15 protein-coding genes are annotated in these 14,750 nt (G+C 41.5%); 4 read left to right on the top strand and 11 right to left on the bottom strand.

Translation table 11 applies throughout. The features are described 5' to 3' along the window. Window positions 1-73: 73 nt before the first annotated feature. Together TY16_RS19410 and TY16_RS19415 are read right to left on the bottom strand one after the other, a co-directional pair. Entirely contained in the window at window positions 74-1,138 is a 1,065-nt protein-coding gene (locus tag TY16_RS19410) for a CAP domain-containing protein (RefSeq protein ID WP_442853256.1), read from the bottom strand. Between the two features lie 132 nt (window positions 1,139-1,270). Next, the gene (locus TY16_RS19415) at window positions 1,271-1,705 is read right to left on the bottom strand and encodes a CBS domain-containing protein (RefSeq protein ID WP_043933455.1); all 435 of its coding nucleotides are present in this window, start codon (window positions 1,703-1,705) and stop codon (window positions 1,271-1,273) included. Between the two features lie 200 nt (window positions 1,706-1,905). Between TY16_RS19415 and TY16_RS19420 the strand changes: the two genes are divergently transcribed. Further along, the gene (locus TY16_RS19420; protein WP_043933456.1) at window positions 1,906-2,265 is read left to right on the top strand and encodes a YugN family protein; all 360 of its coding nucleotides are present in this window, start codon (window positions 1,906-1,908) and stop codon (window positions 2,263-2,265) included. Between the two features lie 89 nt (window positions 2,266-2,354). Beyond that, window positions 2,355-3,413, top strand: a complete 1,059-nt coding sequence (ytvI, locus tag TY16_RS19425; RefSeq protein WP_043933457.1) for a sporulation integral membrane protein YtvI — start codon at window positions 2,355-2,357, stop codon at window positions 3,411-3,413. A gap of 64 nt (window positions 3,414-3,477) precedes the next feature. Here ytvI and TY16_RS19430 read toward each other — a convergent pair whose 3' ends face one another. From TY16_RS19430 to cyoE, 7 genes are all read right to left on the bottom strand, one after another. Next, the gene (locus TY16_RS19430; RefSeq protein ID WP_043933458.1) at window positions 3,478-3,945 is read right to left on the bottom strand and encodes a DUF420 domain-containing protein; all 468 of its coding nucleotides are present in this window, start codon (window positions 3,943-3,945) and stop codon (window positions 3,478-3,480) included. Window positions 3,946-4,480: 535 nt separating this feature from the next. After that, window positions 4,481-5,374, bottom strand: a complete 894-nt coding sequence (gene ctaG / locus TY16_RS19435) for a cytochrome c oxidase assembly factor CtaG (RefSeq protein WP_043933459.1) — start codon at window positions 5,372-5,374, stop codon at window positions 4,481-4,483. 156 nt (window positions 5,375-5,530) lie between these two features. Next, window positions 5,531-5,863, bottom strand: coding sequence for a cytochrome c oxidase subunit IVB (ctaF, locus tag TY16_RS19440; protein WP_043933460.1), 333 nt, complete (start codon window positions 5,861-5,863; stop codon window positions 5,531-5,533). A 4-nt stretch (window positions 5,864-5,867) separates the two neighbouring features. After that, window positions 5,868-6,497 (bottom strand): cytochrome (ubi)quinol oxidase subunit III, encoded by a 630-nt coding sequence (locus TY16_RS19445; protein ID WP_043933461.1) that lies wholly within the window; start codon window positions 6,495-6,497, stop codon window positions 5,868-5,870. After that, the gene (gene ctaD / locus TY16_RS19450) at window positions 6,497-8,374 is read right to left on the bottom strand and encodes a cytochrome c oxidase subunit I (RefSeq protein WP_043933462.1); all 1,878 of its coding nucleotides are present in this window, start codon (window positions 8,372-8,374) and stop codon (window positions 6,497-6,499) included. The genes TY16_RS19445 and ctaD overlap by 1 nt, the downstream gene beginning before the upstream one ends. Window positions 8,375-8,404: 30 nt before the next feature. Next, complete coding sequence (gene coxB / locus TY16_RS19455) at window positions 8,405-9,466, bottom strand: cytochrome c oxidase subunit II (RefSeq protein ID WP_043933463.1); 1,062 nt, start codon at window positions 9,464-9,466, stop codon at window positions 8,405-8,407. 81 nt (window positions 9,467-9,547) lie between these two features. Beyond that, a complete protein-coding gene (gene cyoE / locus TY16_RS19460) occupies window positions 9,548-10,468 on the bottom strand; it encodes a heme o synthase (RefSeq protein ID WP_043933464.1) in 921 nt (306 codons plus the stop codon). Between the two features lie 607 nt (window positions 10,469-11,075). Here cyoE and TY16_RS19465 point away from each other — a divergent pair. Beyond that, window positions 11,076-12,044 carry a COX15/CtaA family protein gene (locus TY16_RS19465; RefSeq protein WP_043933465.1) on the top strand — a complete coding sequence of 323 codons (969 nt, stop codon included), beginning with the start codon at window positions 11,076-11,078 and terminating at the stop codon, window positions 12,042-12,044. 80 nt (window positions 12,045-12,124) lie between these two features. Here TY16_RS19465 and TY16_RS19470 read toward each other — a convergent pair whose 3' ends face one another. Next, window positions 12,125-13,345, bottom strand: a complete 1,221-nt coding sequence (locus TY16_RS19470; RefSeq protein WP_043933466.1) for an FtsW/RodA/SpoVE family cell cycle protein — start codon at window positions 13,343-13,345, stop codon at window positions 12,125-12,127. Between the two features lie 192 nt (window positions 13,346-13,537). Continuing rightward, complete coding sequence (locus tag TY16_RS19475; protein WP_043933467.1) at window positions 13,538-13,819, bottom strand: YlaN family protein; 282 nt, start codon at window positions 13,817-13,819, stop codon at window positions 13,538-13,540. A gap of 172 nt (window positions 13,820-13,991) precedes the next feature. Between TY16_RS19475 and TY16_RS19480 the strand changes: the two genes are divergently transcribed. Continuing rightward, window positions 13,992-14,489: a hypothetical protein gene (locus tag TY16_RS19480; RefSeq protein ID WP_043933468.1), complete on the top strand. Its 498-nt coding sequence runs from the start codon at window positions 13,992-13,994 to the stop codon at window positions 14,487-14,489. Window positions 14,490-14,750 lie beyond the last annotated feature (261 nt).

A 14,750-nucleotide genomic window follows, 5' to 3' on the forward strand; every position in this document is an offset into this window, starting at 1 on the left:
GATGGCAGCCGCCACCCTTTTTTATACAATATAAGGAAAATATCCTATCGGTTCTAAGTTTCAATGGAAACCTTTATTCTAGCCACTTCTGAATGAAATTTTGTGTATAATATTTCCGGTGAACGCCAACACCAAGATGTGTGAATTCTTTATTTAACAGTGCTTCCCTATGTCCTTTAGAATTCAGCCAGCCTTCAACCGCCGCGGGGGAGTCCGTGTAGTTGGCGGCAATATTTTCACCTGCAGTCTGGTAAACTACCTTTGCCTGTTTTAACCGGTCGGTCAGCTTGCCATATTTTTCTGATTCGTGCGAGAATGTGTTTGTTTCATACATGTCTAGACTATGCCCATATGCAACCTGTGCTGTCCGTTCGTCCCATTGCAGCGGCTCGAGCTCAAATCGGAGCCGGAGGACATTTGTCAGATCAAATACCTGTTGTTCATTGCCTGCTTCTACTTTCTTCCACTCTTCCTCCACTAGAGGTTCCGACTCAATCAATTGCCCCCTGTAGGCGACTTCATACGGCCTTTGCTTAATAAGTGTCTCCGCATTAAGGAAGCGAATACTTGATAGGGTACTAGTAAATTTATCAATATAAAGCTGTGCGTAAATATCTCCAAATTGGATAAGCGGTCTAGTGTTGACGTCAGTATCGGTCAGCTCAAGCCTATAAGAGTTACCATCAAATTCAATTAGTATATCTGTCTGGATAGCAAATGCTGCAAAGATTTCTTCGAGAGGCTGACCAATCATAAACGGACTAACATCAGTGTCTGAACCAATTGCAAAGACGGTTACTACTTTGTCATCCTCAATCCCTACTTGAAGGTAGTTATCCAGATTTCCATTGTATATATGCCAATCATAATCATAACTTGATTTATCAATCCGGTTTGGTTTACCAAGAACCTTCTCAACAGCCTTTGCCGATTTCCCTATTAATGTAGATAACCCGGTTTTAGGCCGAGGCGGTATTTCGTAGCCAGTCCGCTTTTCAAGCTTCGATTGGTCCGCCGGCTCTGGCACCGGCTCTTCCCTTATAAGGGTGTCCTTTTCCGGGGTCTCATTATGGCTGACATAAAAACCGACTGCCAAAAAGATCGCTGCAAAAAATAAAATACGAATTAAGGACTTCAGACCCCTCCCCCCTCTCTTTCATTCTCTATACTATATGTTTTTCTCATTTAATTATATCACCATGAATATTTCAAAAAATAGAGCCCCAGCGAATTATAGAAAAAAATAAAAAGGCGCCGTCAAGGCGCCTTTCTAATGCTGTACACCGTTATAATTCGATTCGGAAATTTCCGATAGTGCTTTCTTAGCCTGACTGTCTGTCATATCACGTACAGCAAAGTCACCAAGCGATACAATTCCAACAAGCTTCCCATTTTCAACTACTGGAAGCCTTCTGACCTGATTGTCAGCCATAAGCCGAGATGCTTCCTCAGTTGTTGTCTCAGGAGTGACAGTTATTAATTCTTTGCTCATAATTTCTTCTACTTTTGTTGAACCAGGATGTTTTTCAGCCGTCCCGCGAATGACGATATCCCTGTCGGTAATCATTCCTACAAGTGTACCTTCATCAACAATTGGAATTGCTCCAACATTCAATTCTTTCATTTTCAGGGCTACTTCGTACATATTATCGAGAAGGGAACAGGTTTCAACATTTGTAGTCATAATTTCACTGACTTTATCCATCATAATTCCTCCCGTTCTAAATCTGCCGCTTTTACGACAGGAACTTCTGACTTATCTTTTGTTTTTCTGGTTCGATTTATTCCAATACCTGAACCTAATAACAGGTGAATTCATTGCATAATAAGACATTTTAAACTATTATAAAAATGAATTACGTGCCAATGTGAAAGCATATGCATGTTTAAAGGGGGATATCAACAGTGAAGTTTGAAAACACGGGGATTGAAAACCTGAAAGCGGACCTGAACAGGCTGGATGAAATCATGCTTGAGCATGGGCTTGTCCGTGAGGGCCAATGGGATTATGAAAGAGTTACATACGACAAAAAAATTCAAATAAAAGACAGCATCTATTATTTGAGGCTGCGTGGTTACGCTGTCGAAGGTGATGTTGGGGCGCACCGAGCGGTAATACAGCTTCTGCCTCCACTTCTTGGAAAGCATTATTACCCTCATGGAGTCGAGTATGGTGAAGGTGAAGACTTCCCTGCATCACTGGTTACACAATGCAAAAACTTAATAGACCAAGTAAAAGAGGAAATAGAAATCTTTGATCTTTAAGAAATTTCGGAAGGCATTCAATATGCCTTCCTTTTTATTTGTTCAAAAGGATATAATTGTAGTATTCACTTATTTTAAGGGGTATTGGCATGTCTACATTTTTTTCAAAAAAAAGAATCATCCGGATTATTGGAGTTTTACTTGCAGTTGTTGCTGCCTATTTTCTTATACCTGCTTCTGCCCCAATCCTCCTGTCACTATTAACAGCACTTCTGCTCGAACCCGCAGTTCGGTTTATGGGTGTACACCTTAAATTGAGCAGGCGGATGTCAGTCCTTCTCGTTTTCCTATTGTTTCTATCTTTAACTGCTCTTGGGGGTTATTTTATAACAACAAAGGTAGCTGCCGAGGGATTTGCGTTGGCTAATGAGGTGCCAGCCTACGTAAATCAAGTTTCAAAGCTTTGGGCCGAGACAAAATGGAATTTGACAAAAGCATTGGAAGACTTACCCGCTCCCCTTGTCCACCAGGCAACACTTCGTATTGAACATACTATTTATTCGATCATCGGTGTACTGCTGGAATATGTAAATATTGAAACCATCAGAACAGTCCTGACTAATATCCCGAACCTTTTTATTTCATTTATCGTTTATCTTGTCGCTTTATTCTTATTCATGTTAGAAATTCCTGCATTAAAGAAAACAGTTTACCAGTACCTCTCAACATCTACAACTGAGAAGGCCAATATAATCTCATCAAGGCTATTTTATGTTATAACTGGATTCCTGAAAGCTCAGTTGCTTGTAAGTATAGTAATTCTCACTTTTTCTCTTCTATATCTCTATCTTTATTTTCCTGAAGCAGCAATTATCGGCGCATTTTTAATTTGGATATTTGATTTTATTCCAGTCGCAGGATCATTGTTACTATTAATACCATGGGCATTGTTCTATGCTGTAGCGGGAAATATGGGAATCTCGTTTAAACTCGTATTTTTGGCTGCCATCCTTTTCTCAATCCGACTTTACCTCGAACCAAAAATGCTTGGAAACTATTTAAAGCTTTCCCCGTTGGCAACACTCGCATCTATGTATATCGGGTTTAAAATGGCAGGAGTAATAGGAATTATATTTGGACCTATTATAGTCATAAGTATAAGCGCGGCGAGGGAAGCGGGAATCATTAAATTCAATTTCAGGCTCTGACTGACAGACCGTACCTCAAATTTATAACAAACGGGCCACTCGATTGCCGAGTGGCCCGTCTTTGTTATGTTCCCAAAATTGCTTTAATGACAGATGTTGTTTCCCCGCCTGTATAAAATACGTACAAAAGCAGATAAACTGCAACTCCAGTTATCGCCGTGGAAAACCAGACAATACTTGTAATCGGCCCAAGCCTTTTATGTGTGGCGAGCTTGTTTTTAAATCCAGTATAAAAATTAATTATTCCAAGAACAGCACCTGTAGTTGCCAACGTAATATGGAATATTAGAAAGACGGTATAATAAATTTTTATATCATCTGGCCCGCCAAAGGATGTATTGCCGATAAAGATGGTTCTGGATGCATAAATAATGAAAAAAATCAGTGCGGCCACACCAGCAAAGAACATAGTCTTCTTATGCGCTTCAATCTTTCGCTTGGAAATTTGATACCAGCCAATTGCAACAAGAATAGCGCTCAGCACAATGAAGGTAGTGCTGATAGTTGGGAGAATAGGTAGGGAATGCTCCATTTGTATTTGTCCTCACAATCTTATGTACTACTATAAGTTTAGACGAGCCTCCGTGCTTTTTCAATTATAAAGGTAAGCTTCTTAAATTACTATATGCATTACTGCCAGTTATTTAGGGATAAAGGATTAAGCCTAACCCCTGTATATGGGTGATTTCTTCTTATAAAAACCACGAATAATTTGATTGATTGCAAGAAACAAAAGCGCAAGCGCCTTGCTCATCGCCGTAATAAATGGAGGGACTTCGACTGAGATAAAGTGAAACTTCCATCAGCGATTTTTGCTGATGGTTAGTTGAACGAATCGGACCTTTAGGATCAGTTGCCGACGGAGGAGGCTTACTGAGCCTTAAGAGTGGGATAAAGGAATCACGAAGAGCGATAGCGCATTCGTGCATGACTTATCGTAGGGAGGAGGCCTGAAGTTTGATAGGCGATAGGCGGTAGAGCTAGACGAAGACAAACTAAATTTAAAAGTTATCCACAGTTGCGAAATTTATAATTTCCAAACGAAAAACAAGGCCCCAACTGGGACCTTATTCTGCAGGGAAAGGTTCTGGTTCTGGATCAATGCCGGTTTGCTCATCCCTATACCATTGGAAGAACACTTTTGCCAGCGCGATTCCGTATACAATTTCTTGAATGACTTTCATCAATACACCGCCAAGCCGCTGGTCTTCGAGAAGCGACATCGAGCTGAACATTTGAGGCCCGCTTAAATCGAGTCCGGCAAGCAAGGTAGGTGAGACACATAATTCCAGAGCCTTCGCCCAGGCTCGCGGGTCTGAGAATGTTGCATAAAGCGGTGTGTTAGTAAAGATAATCAGTGCACAAGCAGGTGTAATCAATATACCATTAGCAAAAATATAGCCCACTTTTCTTAAGCCAGAAAGGGTTTGGTATTCCTTTAGCGGAGCGACAATTGGCCACCACATAAAAATCGCAAGAATAAAGAGCAAAGAAGTAATTCCCGCATGCATCCAAATTGATTGTTTTACTGTATCAAAAATAAGCGGGATATGATAAAAAGAAAATGCTCCATTGAAAACAATTAATGCGATTAGTGGCTTGGTCACGACGGAAAACAACTTTCCAAAAACTGGAATCTTTAAGATAACTCTCCAAAGCCATTCCGGTATTCCAAAAATCAGAAGTGGCGGGACTACTAAATAAAGTGTTGCCATTTGGATCATATGGGCATAAAACGTAATATGGCCTAGTAAATCCAGCGGTGAACCCTTAATTACGTACAATAATGCCATGGCAGTAACAAAGAAACCTGCCTGGCCCATCCTTAAAGGCTCGCTTCCTTCAATTTTCCCTCTGAACTTTACGGTTATCAAAAAATAACCCGCGATTATTGCCAAAATAAATAGTAAGAAATACGGGCTCCAAAGCGCTTGAAAACCAAATATGTTTAAACTAAGCACCGTCTTTCACCTCAATTTAATAGATTTCCCCTATATTATAGACCTGCAGGAATCTGTAAGCAAAGCACTTGCTATTGTTCTAAAAAGAAAATCGGCTTGCGCCGATTTTCTTTTTTTATTTTGTTTTGAAATAAAACGGCGCTTCCGCTTTTCTTGTTACCACCAAACTATGGTTAGGAATGTCAGGATGGTAAGCAAGCCAACAGCTAGGCCTCCGTATAGGAACATAGCTGGCATTTCATGTCCTTTATGGTTCATATGCATGAAGTAGTAAAGCTGGAAGATTACCTGAATAACCGCAAGGAGAACAATTAGCGGAACGGTAAACCAGGATGAAAATCCTACTCCAACAGCCCCAAATGCTATAAAGGTAAGAAATAGCATCATCGAGAATGAGATAATTTGGTAACGCATTTCCTCTTTGCTTTTCTTCTTCCGATATTTAAGATCAATTTTGGGGTTCCCTGAGTTCACATTTTGATTAGCCATCAGTTTATCCCACCATTCCCATTAAGTAGACTACTGTAAAGATAAATACCCAAACTACGTCAATGAAGTGCCAGTAAAGGCTAGCCACATAAAACTTAGGAGCATTGTACAGGCTTAGGCCCCTTTTCGCATTACGGATCATAAGCGATAGAATCCAGGCAAGGCCAAAGGCCACGTGTGCTCCGTGGAATCCGACAAGCGCATAAAATGAAGATCCAAATGCAGAGCTTGTAAAGGTATGCTTATAAGCATGAACATAATGCTGGAATTCATAAATTTCCAGGACAAGGAATGCCGCACCAAGTGCAACTGTAACACCAAGCCAGATCATCATTTTTTTATGGTCAAAGTTTTTCATATGGTACATTGCATACACGCTTGTCAATGAGCTGGTCAAAAGCAGCATCGTCGCGACAAATGTAAGTGGCAAGTCGAATATATCCTGTGCCAGTTTATGGGAATCATCTGGAACTTTATCCTTCAGCGCCAAATAGGTTGCGAACAGCGAAGCGAACAATACTGTCTCGCCGCCAAGGAATAGCCAGAAGCCTAAAAATTTATTTTTTCCTTCAAGGGTTGCTTTTTCGGGCGAAGAAGGCCATGTTTCGTACGTCATTTTTTCTTCAGCTTGCATTATGCCTTTACCCCCCTATCGTCCTCATCAACAAGATCTTCCTTATGAATATGGAATCCATGATCATCTTTAATAGAACGGAATAGCATGGAGCCAAATGTAATAAGGAGACCCAGAACTAGTACCGGGATTGCCCAGGCCTTTGGATCATCCCCTGACTGGTACATTGCACCAAATGCTGCAATGAACAAACCAAGTGAAATCACAAACGGTACAAATGATGAATTCGGCATATGGATATCACCGACTGGTTCTGCGGGCATCATGCCTTTTTTGCCTTCCATTTTTTCAAGCCATAGAGCATCCAACCCACGAACAAGCGGAGTCTGCTTAAAGTTGTAGAACAGTGGAGGTGAAGCAACAGCCCACTCGAGTGTTCTGCCATCTCCCCATGGATCTGCGCCAACCCGAACATTCTTCACTTGTGTCATGATGATGTTATAAAGCAGTACAATAACGCCGGCGGCCATCAAGAACGCCCCCACCGTACTCACTGCGTTTCCTGCGTCCAGCCCTTGTCCTGGCAAGAATTTGAAGATCCTTCTAGGCATGCCCCAAAGGCCAAGGAAGTGCTGGATGAAGAAGGTCAAATGGAAGCCGATTAAGAACAGCCAGAAAGTAATTTTGCCCAATGTTTCGTTAAGCATGGTTCCAAACATTTTTGGCCACCATAAATGAGTACCAGCCAAAAGGGCTAATACGACACCACCAACGATAACATAGTGGAAGTGGGCAACAACGAAATAAGTATCATGGTATTGGTAGTCCTGTGCTGCAGACGCAAGCATGATACCAGTTACACCACCTGCAGTGAAGCTTGGGATAAATGCAACTGCATATAACATTGGTGTTGTAAATTTAATGCTTCCTCCCCACATCGTAAGGAGCCAGTTAAAGATTTTAATACCCGTTGGCACAGCAATTGCCATTGTTGCAACTGCGAAAATAGAGTTTGCAATCGGGCCGAGCCCTGTTGTGAACATATGGTGAGCCCAAACCATGAAGCCAAGGAAACCAATCAAGACAGTTGCAAAAACCATCGAGGAGTACCCGAATAGGCGCTTCCTTGAAAATATTGAGAAAATTTCAGAAAAGATACCGAACGCAGGAAGTATAAGGATATATACTTCAGGGTGTCCGAAAATCCAGAATAAATGTTCCCAAATGACAGTGTTGCCCCCATTTGCAACATCAAAGAAGTTGGCGCCAAACAGCCGATCAAACATCATCAGCGTCAAACCTACCGTCAATGGAGGAAACGCAAACAGAATAAGTGCTGAAGCTACGAATGTTGTCCATGTAAACAGCGGCATACGCATATAAGTCATGCCAGGTGCGCGCATATTAATGATTGTGACCAGGAAGTTAATACCGGCAATTAGGGTACCTAAACCGGATATTTGGAGACCCAGCACATAAAAATCAATGCCATGCCCTTCACTGTAAATCGAAAGTGATGCATATGAAGTCCAGCCGGCATCAGGAGCGCCGCCCATGAACCAGGAAAGGTTCAGGAATACTCCTCCAAAGAAAAACAGCCAGAATCCAAGTGAATTCAAGAATGGAAACGCAACATCGCGCGCTCCGATTTGCAATGGTACAACCGCATTCATAAAAGCAAACAATAAAGGCATTGCTGCAAGGAATATCATTGTTGTCCCATGCATTGTCAAAATTTCATTATATAACCCTGCACTGACAAAATCATTGTCCGGTACAGCTAGCTGAATGCGGATAACCATCGCTTCCAGCCCGCCGACGATAAAGAAAAATCCGCCAGCTATTAAATAAAGGATTGCAATTTTTTTATGGTCGACAGTCGTCAAATAGTCCCATAAGACTGCCCCGAAACCCCTTTTTTGAGCGTAGGTACTCACAGTTTTACCTCCCTTTCCACCATTCCCCGGTTATTCCTGAATTTTTAATCCCATCAAATATTCAGCAAGCTGATCGAGCTGCTTTTCATCTAACTTGCCATATTGGCCAGTCATTTTATTGCCCGGCTTATACTTCTCAGGGTTTTTGATCCAGTTTTTCAAGTTTTCTTTATCGTGTGGCAGAATACCGGCCACAAGCTCCCGGTCACCAAAGTTAGTCAGGTTAGGCCCCATCCTAGCTGCTTCAGGTGTTGTGTTTGCTGGAGTGACAGCATGGCAGCTCAGGCAGCTTTGATTGAAAATTTCCTGGCCAGCCTGTGCATCAGCAGTAGTTGCCGCAGCAGGTTCCTTTACATCCTGCATTGCAGTCACCCAACTATCGAACTCATTGCGTGAAACTGCTTTTACTTTGAAATCCATTAAAGCATGTGATGGTCCGCATAATTCTGCACACTTACCATAGAAGAGGTTTCCAGCTTCATTGGCTTTCTGCGAGTCAAATTCCAGCCAAAATTTATTCAATGTGTCCGTGTTTGTATCCATCTTCCCCCCAACTGCTGGAATCCAGAAGGAATGTTTAACGTCGGAAGCCTTAAGGTTAAAGTAAACCTTTTCATCTGTCGGCACGACAAGATCCTGGCTCGTAACGATTTTCTGGTTAGGATATTCAAATTCCCACCAGTATAAATTCGCACGTACATTGATAACGAGCGCATCCGAATTTTTCTTTTCCGCTTCGGAAACATCAGCAAGCTTGAAAGTAGCTGATACAGTAGGGACAGCCAAAATTAATAACAATAAGATTGGGATAACAGTCCAAACGATTTCAAGTGTGTGATTTCCTTCAACTTGTTTCGGAATTTCATTTTCACTTTTACGGCGGAATTTAAGCAACACTAGAACGAACAGTACTGTCACAACAAGGATAACTCCTACCATGATACCGGTACTGAGCTTCATTAATCCGTATTGCATTTCCGCAACTTCTCCCGCAGGCTGCAGTGTGGACAGGAATGGCTTTCCACAGCCCGATAGGAATAGCGCCAACATTGAAAAAATTGATACCAAGCGCCAATTCGCAAGCCTTTTCATAGATTAATCAAACCCCTCTTTCGTATTAAGTTTGTTGACAGGGCGCTTCACCCCGCAGCAGGGAAGCACCCCGTAGCGAAACTAAATGACTGTTACAATGACCATCGCTGTAAATATGATTGTCACGTATTGCAGCGAGTACACAAACATAAGCTTCGCCCATTTGATATCATCTTTCATCATATATCCATAAATCCCCAATGCTAACCAGCCAATATTAAGCAAGGTGGCCAGCACTAGAAACGGGATTCCAAGGGAAGTCAGGAAAAGTGGTATTGGAAGCAGTGCAGCAACCCAAAGGACTATATGGAGCTTAGTAGTTCCAAATCCTTTTACAACCGGTAGCATCGGAATGCCTGCTGCCCTGTATTCTTCCACCCTTCTCATTGCAAGAGCATAAAAATGCGGCGGCTGCCAGATAAACATAAGTGCAAACAGCGCCCATGCAACCGGGTCCAGATTACTGTCAATAGCAGCCCAGCCAATCAGTGGCGGTACTGCGCCGGATACACTTCCTACAATCGTGTTCGAAACAAACTGTCGCTTTGACCACATCGTATAAAGGACGACATAACTAAAAACCCCAACGATGCCGATGACTGCAGCAGTAACTGTTGTAAACAGCAACGAGATGGTCCCAAGTGTAATAAGCGCTATTCCCAGCCATAAGACTTTCATGGGCTGTACGGTTCCGTTAACTGTAGGCCGGCTTTTTGTCCGTTCCATTAAAGGATCAATGTCCCGGTCATAAAAATTATTGATTGCACACGATCCCGCTATAATAAGGGATGATCCTGCAAGTGTGAAAAAAACTATATCAAGGTTTTCCAGGAAATGCATGCCCGAAAATTCCAGTGCAAGCCATAACCCAGTAAACGTTGTTATCATATTTGAATTTACAATTCCAATTTTAATTAAGGCCAGAAAATCTTTAAATACCAATGACCTATCAAGGCTGCTTTGATTAATCGAAGCCTCACTGTATGCCTTCGGATTGGACATTCTTCTTCCTCCTTCATGCCTGCATAAAAAGCAAAGCCCCTATTTGTTTTCCTTCTATAGTAAAAAGGTTAATTACAAAAATATAAATATTTAAATACGCTTTCTCTGTATATTAAATCACACTTAAAGGCTTTTTTGTGAACTTTTTTTGAATTTAATATAACTATTTTTCATATAGTCATTGCATCATTCCGCATTTTTTATTTTCGGAGCATAATAAATAAGATAATGGAAAAGTGCCTGTTTTGAGCCTTTTTATAGTTCAGCTTTTTATCAAGTGATGTTTTTTGGAGGCGTCCGCCCTTTAAAAGGCTGTAAACAACAATAGTGTTTTATAATAGTAAAATAATGGTGTGTTGAAAAAAGATATTATTGAAAGAAAATTCGCACTTTACTTTACTATATTGAATTTACTGCTTGCCCTTCAACTTTTATGCTTTCATTTAAGTAGATCGGATGGTAAAAGGTATCCGGATTTTCTTTCGACATTTATTCTGTTCTTTTTTTGTTTCCTCAGCTATTATGTATAGGGGGTACATCCCCACTCATTATACTTACTGTTTTATTTTATGACAAATTTTTGAACTATTTTAAGAAGGTGAAAGATTTGAAGCGTTCGTTGAAGTGGTTTTCGGTGGCTACAACTATCGGGATGATCTTTATCCTGCTTGGCGGAGCATTGGTAACCAAAACAGATTCCGGTATGGGCTGTGGAAGGTCGTGGCCGCTTTGCAACGGGGAAATCGTTCCAGGTGATATCACACCGGAGTTAGTCATCGAACTTGCCCACCGTGTCGTATCGGGTGTGGTCGGTTTAATGGTATTAATTCTCTCTATTTGGACTTGGCGTGCGATAGGCCATATTAGGGAAACAAAGTTCCTGTCCGCTCTGTCGTTTGCTTTTCTCGTCCTGCAAGGGTTGATTGGTGCTGCCGCTGTTTTATGGGGACAATCGGATTTTGTTTTGGCTCTCCATTTCGGGATATCGTTGATTTCATTCGCGGCTGTTTTCCTTTTAACCTTACTTATATTTGAAATTGATAAGAAGTTTGACGCAGAAAGAGTAATAATCGATACAAGAATGGCATTCCATATTATTGGCATCTCTGTTTACAGCTATATTGTCATATATACCGGCGCCCTGGTAAGGCATATGAACGCAAGTCTTGTGTGTCCTTCCTGGCCGCTTTGCTCAAACGGTGTTTTCTCTCTTCCTGACAATATTTACGAGTGGGTCCAAATGGGGCACAGAGCAGCAGCAGGATTGATATTTTTATGGGTAGCGTATATAACCTGGCTAACGATAAAGCAATATAAATCGGAACGGGTCCTATATTGGGGCTGGATAATTTGCCTAATTCTAGTTTCATTACAGGTCATTGCTGGGGCAATGATTATATTCACAAGGTTAAATCTCTATATCGCCCTGTCACATGCTTTCTTTATTACTTGCCTCTTCGGTGTTTTCAGTTATTTACTGCTGCTAGTATACAGAAGTAAGCAAAACCAGCGGCAAGTTAATGATACTTTCCAACTCCTTCAGCCAGATGGGGATATGAATACCATTAAATCGTAAAGAACAAAAAGCCTCGCAGCAATATATAACGCTGCGAGGCTTTTTTTGAACATCCAGCTCCATAAGGGACGCTTTTGCGTTTAAAGTGATCTTCCTGTCCTGGCTTTGTATACCTTCTGCCGGACTGGCTGTTTTTCAGGTACAGGCTTAACGTTTCCTTTTTTAGAATTGGTTTCTAGTCTCGTATACATGGACACATTCACTAATATCCCAGCAGACATAGCTAATTGCATAATCGAGGAACCTCCATAGCTGACAAATGGAAGCGGAACCCCGGTAAGGGGAATGACTCCTGAAACACCTGCAAGATTAATGATTGACTGTATGCCTATCATACTCGAAATTCCGATTGCCAGAAGGCTGCCAAACGGATCCTTGCATCTCATCGCAATTCGGTATCCTTTTAAGACAATGAAACATAGGGATAGTACAACAAATGCAACACCGAGCAGCCCCAGCTCTTCGGCCACGACAGCAATAATAAAGTCTGTGTGGGATTCTGGAAGATACCCCAGCTTCTGTACACCTTGTCCTAATCCCATGCCTGTAATCCCTCCCGAACCTATTGCAATCAAGGAGTTCGATAAATGGAAGCCTTCATCCTTCACATCCTCAAAAGGATCCTCAAGAACGGATAATCGGCTAAGCCGCTCCTCAGAGAAAATCCAGTCCTGAAAGCCAAGCGCGAATATCGTTAATACTGCTGCACCTATCGCAACAAGCTTCATAATATTTTTTATATTCATTCCTGACGAAAGAATGATGAGAATCGCAATTGCGATTACAATCGCAGCTGTTCCAAAATCGGGTTGCATGATAATCAGCCCTGAAATAATAATCAAATACGCAAGAGGAGGAACTACGCCTTTATTAAAATTATTTATATAGCTTTGTTTTTTGGCATATACAGCTGAGAGGTAAATAATTACGCTGATCTTCGCAAATTCTGCTGGCTGGATACTAAAAAACCCCAAGTCAAACCAACTTTGCGCATTTCCAGCTACCTTGCCAATTACGAGTACAGCACCTAGTGCGCCAAAAGAAATCAGGACAATCATAATCAGCCAAGCTGTTTTTTTCAGAAGCCTATAAGGAAATGCATAGGCAAACACTAAAAATATGGCGGCTGACCCAAGTAAAGCCATTTTCTGCTTTTGGTAAAAGAAGTCGTGCTCATAACCGTACCGATTGAGCGCAGCTCCCATACTGGCACTATAAACCATCACTAACCCAAAAATGGAAAGTACAATGATTGCCAGAATTAACGTATAATCATAGGATTTAAGTTTATTTTTCATCATTACCCTTCCCACTATCATTATGAATAGGTCTATTATAAATGAAAAAGGGACAATTTAGTTGAAGAAAATACGATTTCGATAAATTGAAATGAAACTGTAACTCTTATTCATAAAAAAGTTACCCTAGCCGCGATATACAGAATTTTCGTTCCTAATATAAAAACCCAAACAACTCGTGTTTGGGTTGGCAGATCATTTTCTTAAAGATGCTTCGTGAAGGGCTGACAGCTCCCTTTCCAACTTTTCCAGGATGTCTTTCCCATCCCTCTCATCTATAAGACCAAGTCTTATGGCAAAATCTATTTCCCTGGATAGGCCAAACATCTGCGTGTCCAATACCTCTTCATAAAGAGGACACTGGGGCATCGTTAAGTTATCCATTTGGACTTTAATTAATTTTAATATTTTTTCAGCATCAGCCTGCAACAAGGCCTGCGCTTTTTCCTGATGATTAATGATCATTTCGGATGCCAACATCTATCCCCCCGTTTCCGAGCGATTACCCAACTATCTTTAAATTTTACCGTCCTTATGGAAAAATTGCAAGAACAATCAGGATTTGGAGATAATCCTTAGTGCTATTCACTATGACTTTTTTTCCAAAAGCGGTATACTCTAGATGCAGAGAACGGATGGAGGAATACATATGGCGGAAATCATTCAAGTCACAGGGAACGTTAATTTCCCTATTACTATTGACCCGAGTGTTTGGATATTCGATGAACGAAAAATTGATTTGGATACATATTTTGACCGTTCAAAAGAGGTAGCAGATGAAGCTGAAAAGTATAAGCAGTCTGTCTCCAAACAATGGGATAAAGAATTAACAGAAGGAGCTCAGCCTCCGGAACAGATTCAACCAAAGAAAAAGCTGAAGAAAATGGAAATCCTTGAAGGCAGCTTTGGGATGGAACTTGCTCCCTTCATTAAAAATACCGAACCTCGGGAGGGTGCCCATTCCTTAACCATTACTGCCTCCAACCAGGAATATACCTTTCCGCTGGAAGAAGCACATACCCTTATTGCTGCCTTTTCGAAAAAAGGCAAACCACTCCGTGAAGATGGGCCTATCCATATTTATAAGGGAGACGGTTCCAACCGGGACAACCCTTTGACAAATGTAACCGCGTTTAAAATTATCTGAACAAGAAGGCAGCCAGCAGCTGCCTTCTTTTTAAAAGGATGTTTCTAAAAGTACGAAGTAGTAGGAGTTGATTTCAGCTACACTAGGGAAGCAACCGAGAATTTTCACCCTAGGGAGCTATCACGATGCGTCTTTCCTGTCCCTCTAGCGAAGCAGTATATTTCCGGCTCTGTTACCTTTCCAAGCTCCGACTACTTTGTTCGGGCTCTGATAAGGCTTCTCTGTTACCCTTCCAAGCTCTGATGACTCTGTTCGGGCACT

The sequence above is a fragment of the Bacillus sp. EB01 genome, from assembly GCF_000613125.1.
Lineage (GTDB): Bacteria > Bacillota > Bacilli > Bacillales > Cytobacillaceae > Bacillus_D.

What these genes read in the sequence shown, in the direction of transcription:
- TY16_RS19415 (WP_043933455.1), bottom strand. Translation starts at nt 1,705, where the DNA reads ATGGATAAAGTCAGTGAAATTATGACTACAAATGTTGAAACCTGTTCC.
- ytvI (WP_043933457.1), top strand. Translation starts at nt 2,355, where the DNA reads ATGTCTACATTTTTTTCAAAAAAAAGAATCATCCGGATTATTGGAGTT.
- TY16_RS19430 (WP_043933458.1), bottom strand. Translation starts at nt 3,945, where the DNA reads ATGGAGCATTCCCTACCTATTCTCCCAACTATCAGCACTACCTTCATT.
- ctaF (WP_043933460.1), bottom strand. Translation starts at nt 5,863, where the DNA reads ATGGCTAATCAAAATGTGAACTCAGGGAACCCCAAAATTGATCTTAAA.
- TY16_RS19445 (WP_043933461.1), bottom strand. Translation starts at nt 6,497, where the DNA reads ATGCAAGCTGAAGAAAAAATGACGTACGAAACATGGCCTTCTTCGCCC.
- coxB (WP_043933463.1), bottom strand. Translation starts at nt 9,466, where the DNA reads ATGAAAAGGCTTGCGAATTGGCGCTTGGTATCAATTTTTTCAATGTTG.
- cyoE (WP_043933464.1), bottom strand. Translation starts at nt 10,468, where the DNA reads ATGTCCAATCCGAAGGCATACAGTGAGGCTTCGATTAATCAAAGCAGC.
- TY16_RS19470 (WP_043933466.1), bottom strand. Translation starts at nt 13,345, where the DNA reads ATGATGAAAAATAAACTTAAATCCTATGATTATACGTTAATTCTGGCA.
- TY16_RS19480 (WP_043933468.1), top strand. Translation starts at nt 13,992, where the DNA reads ATGGCGGAAATCATTCAAGTCACAGGGAACGTTAATTTCCCTATTACT.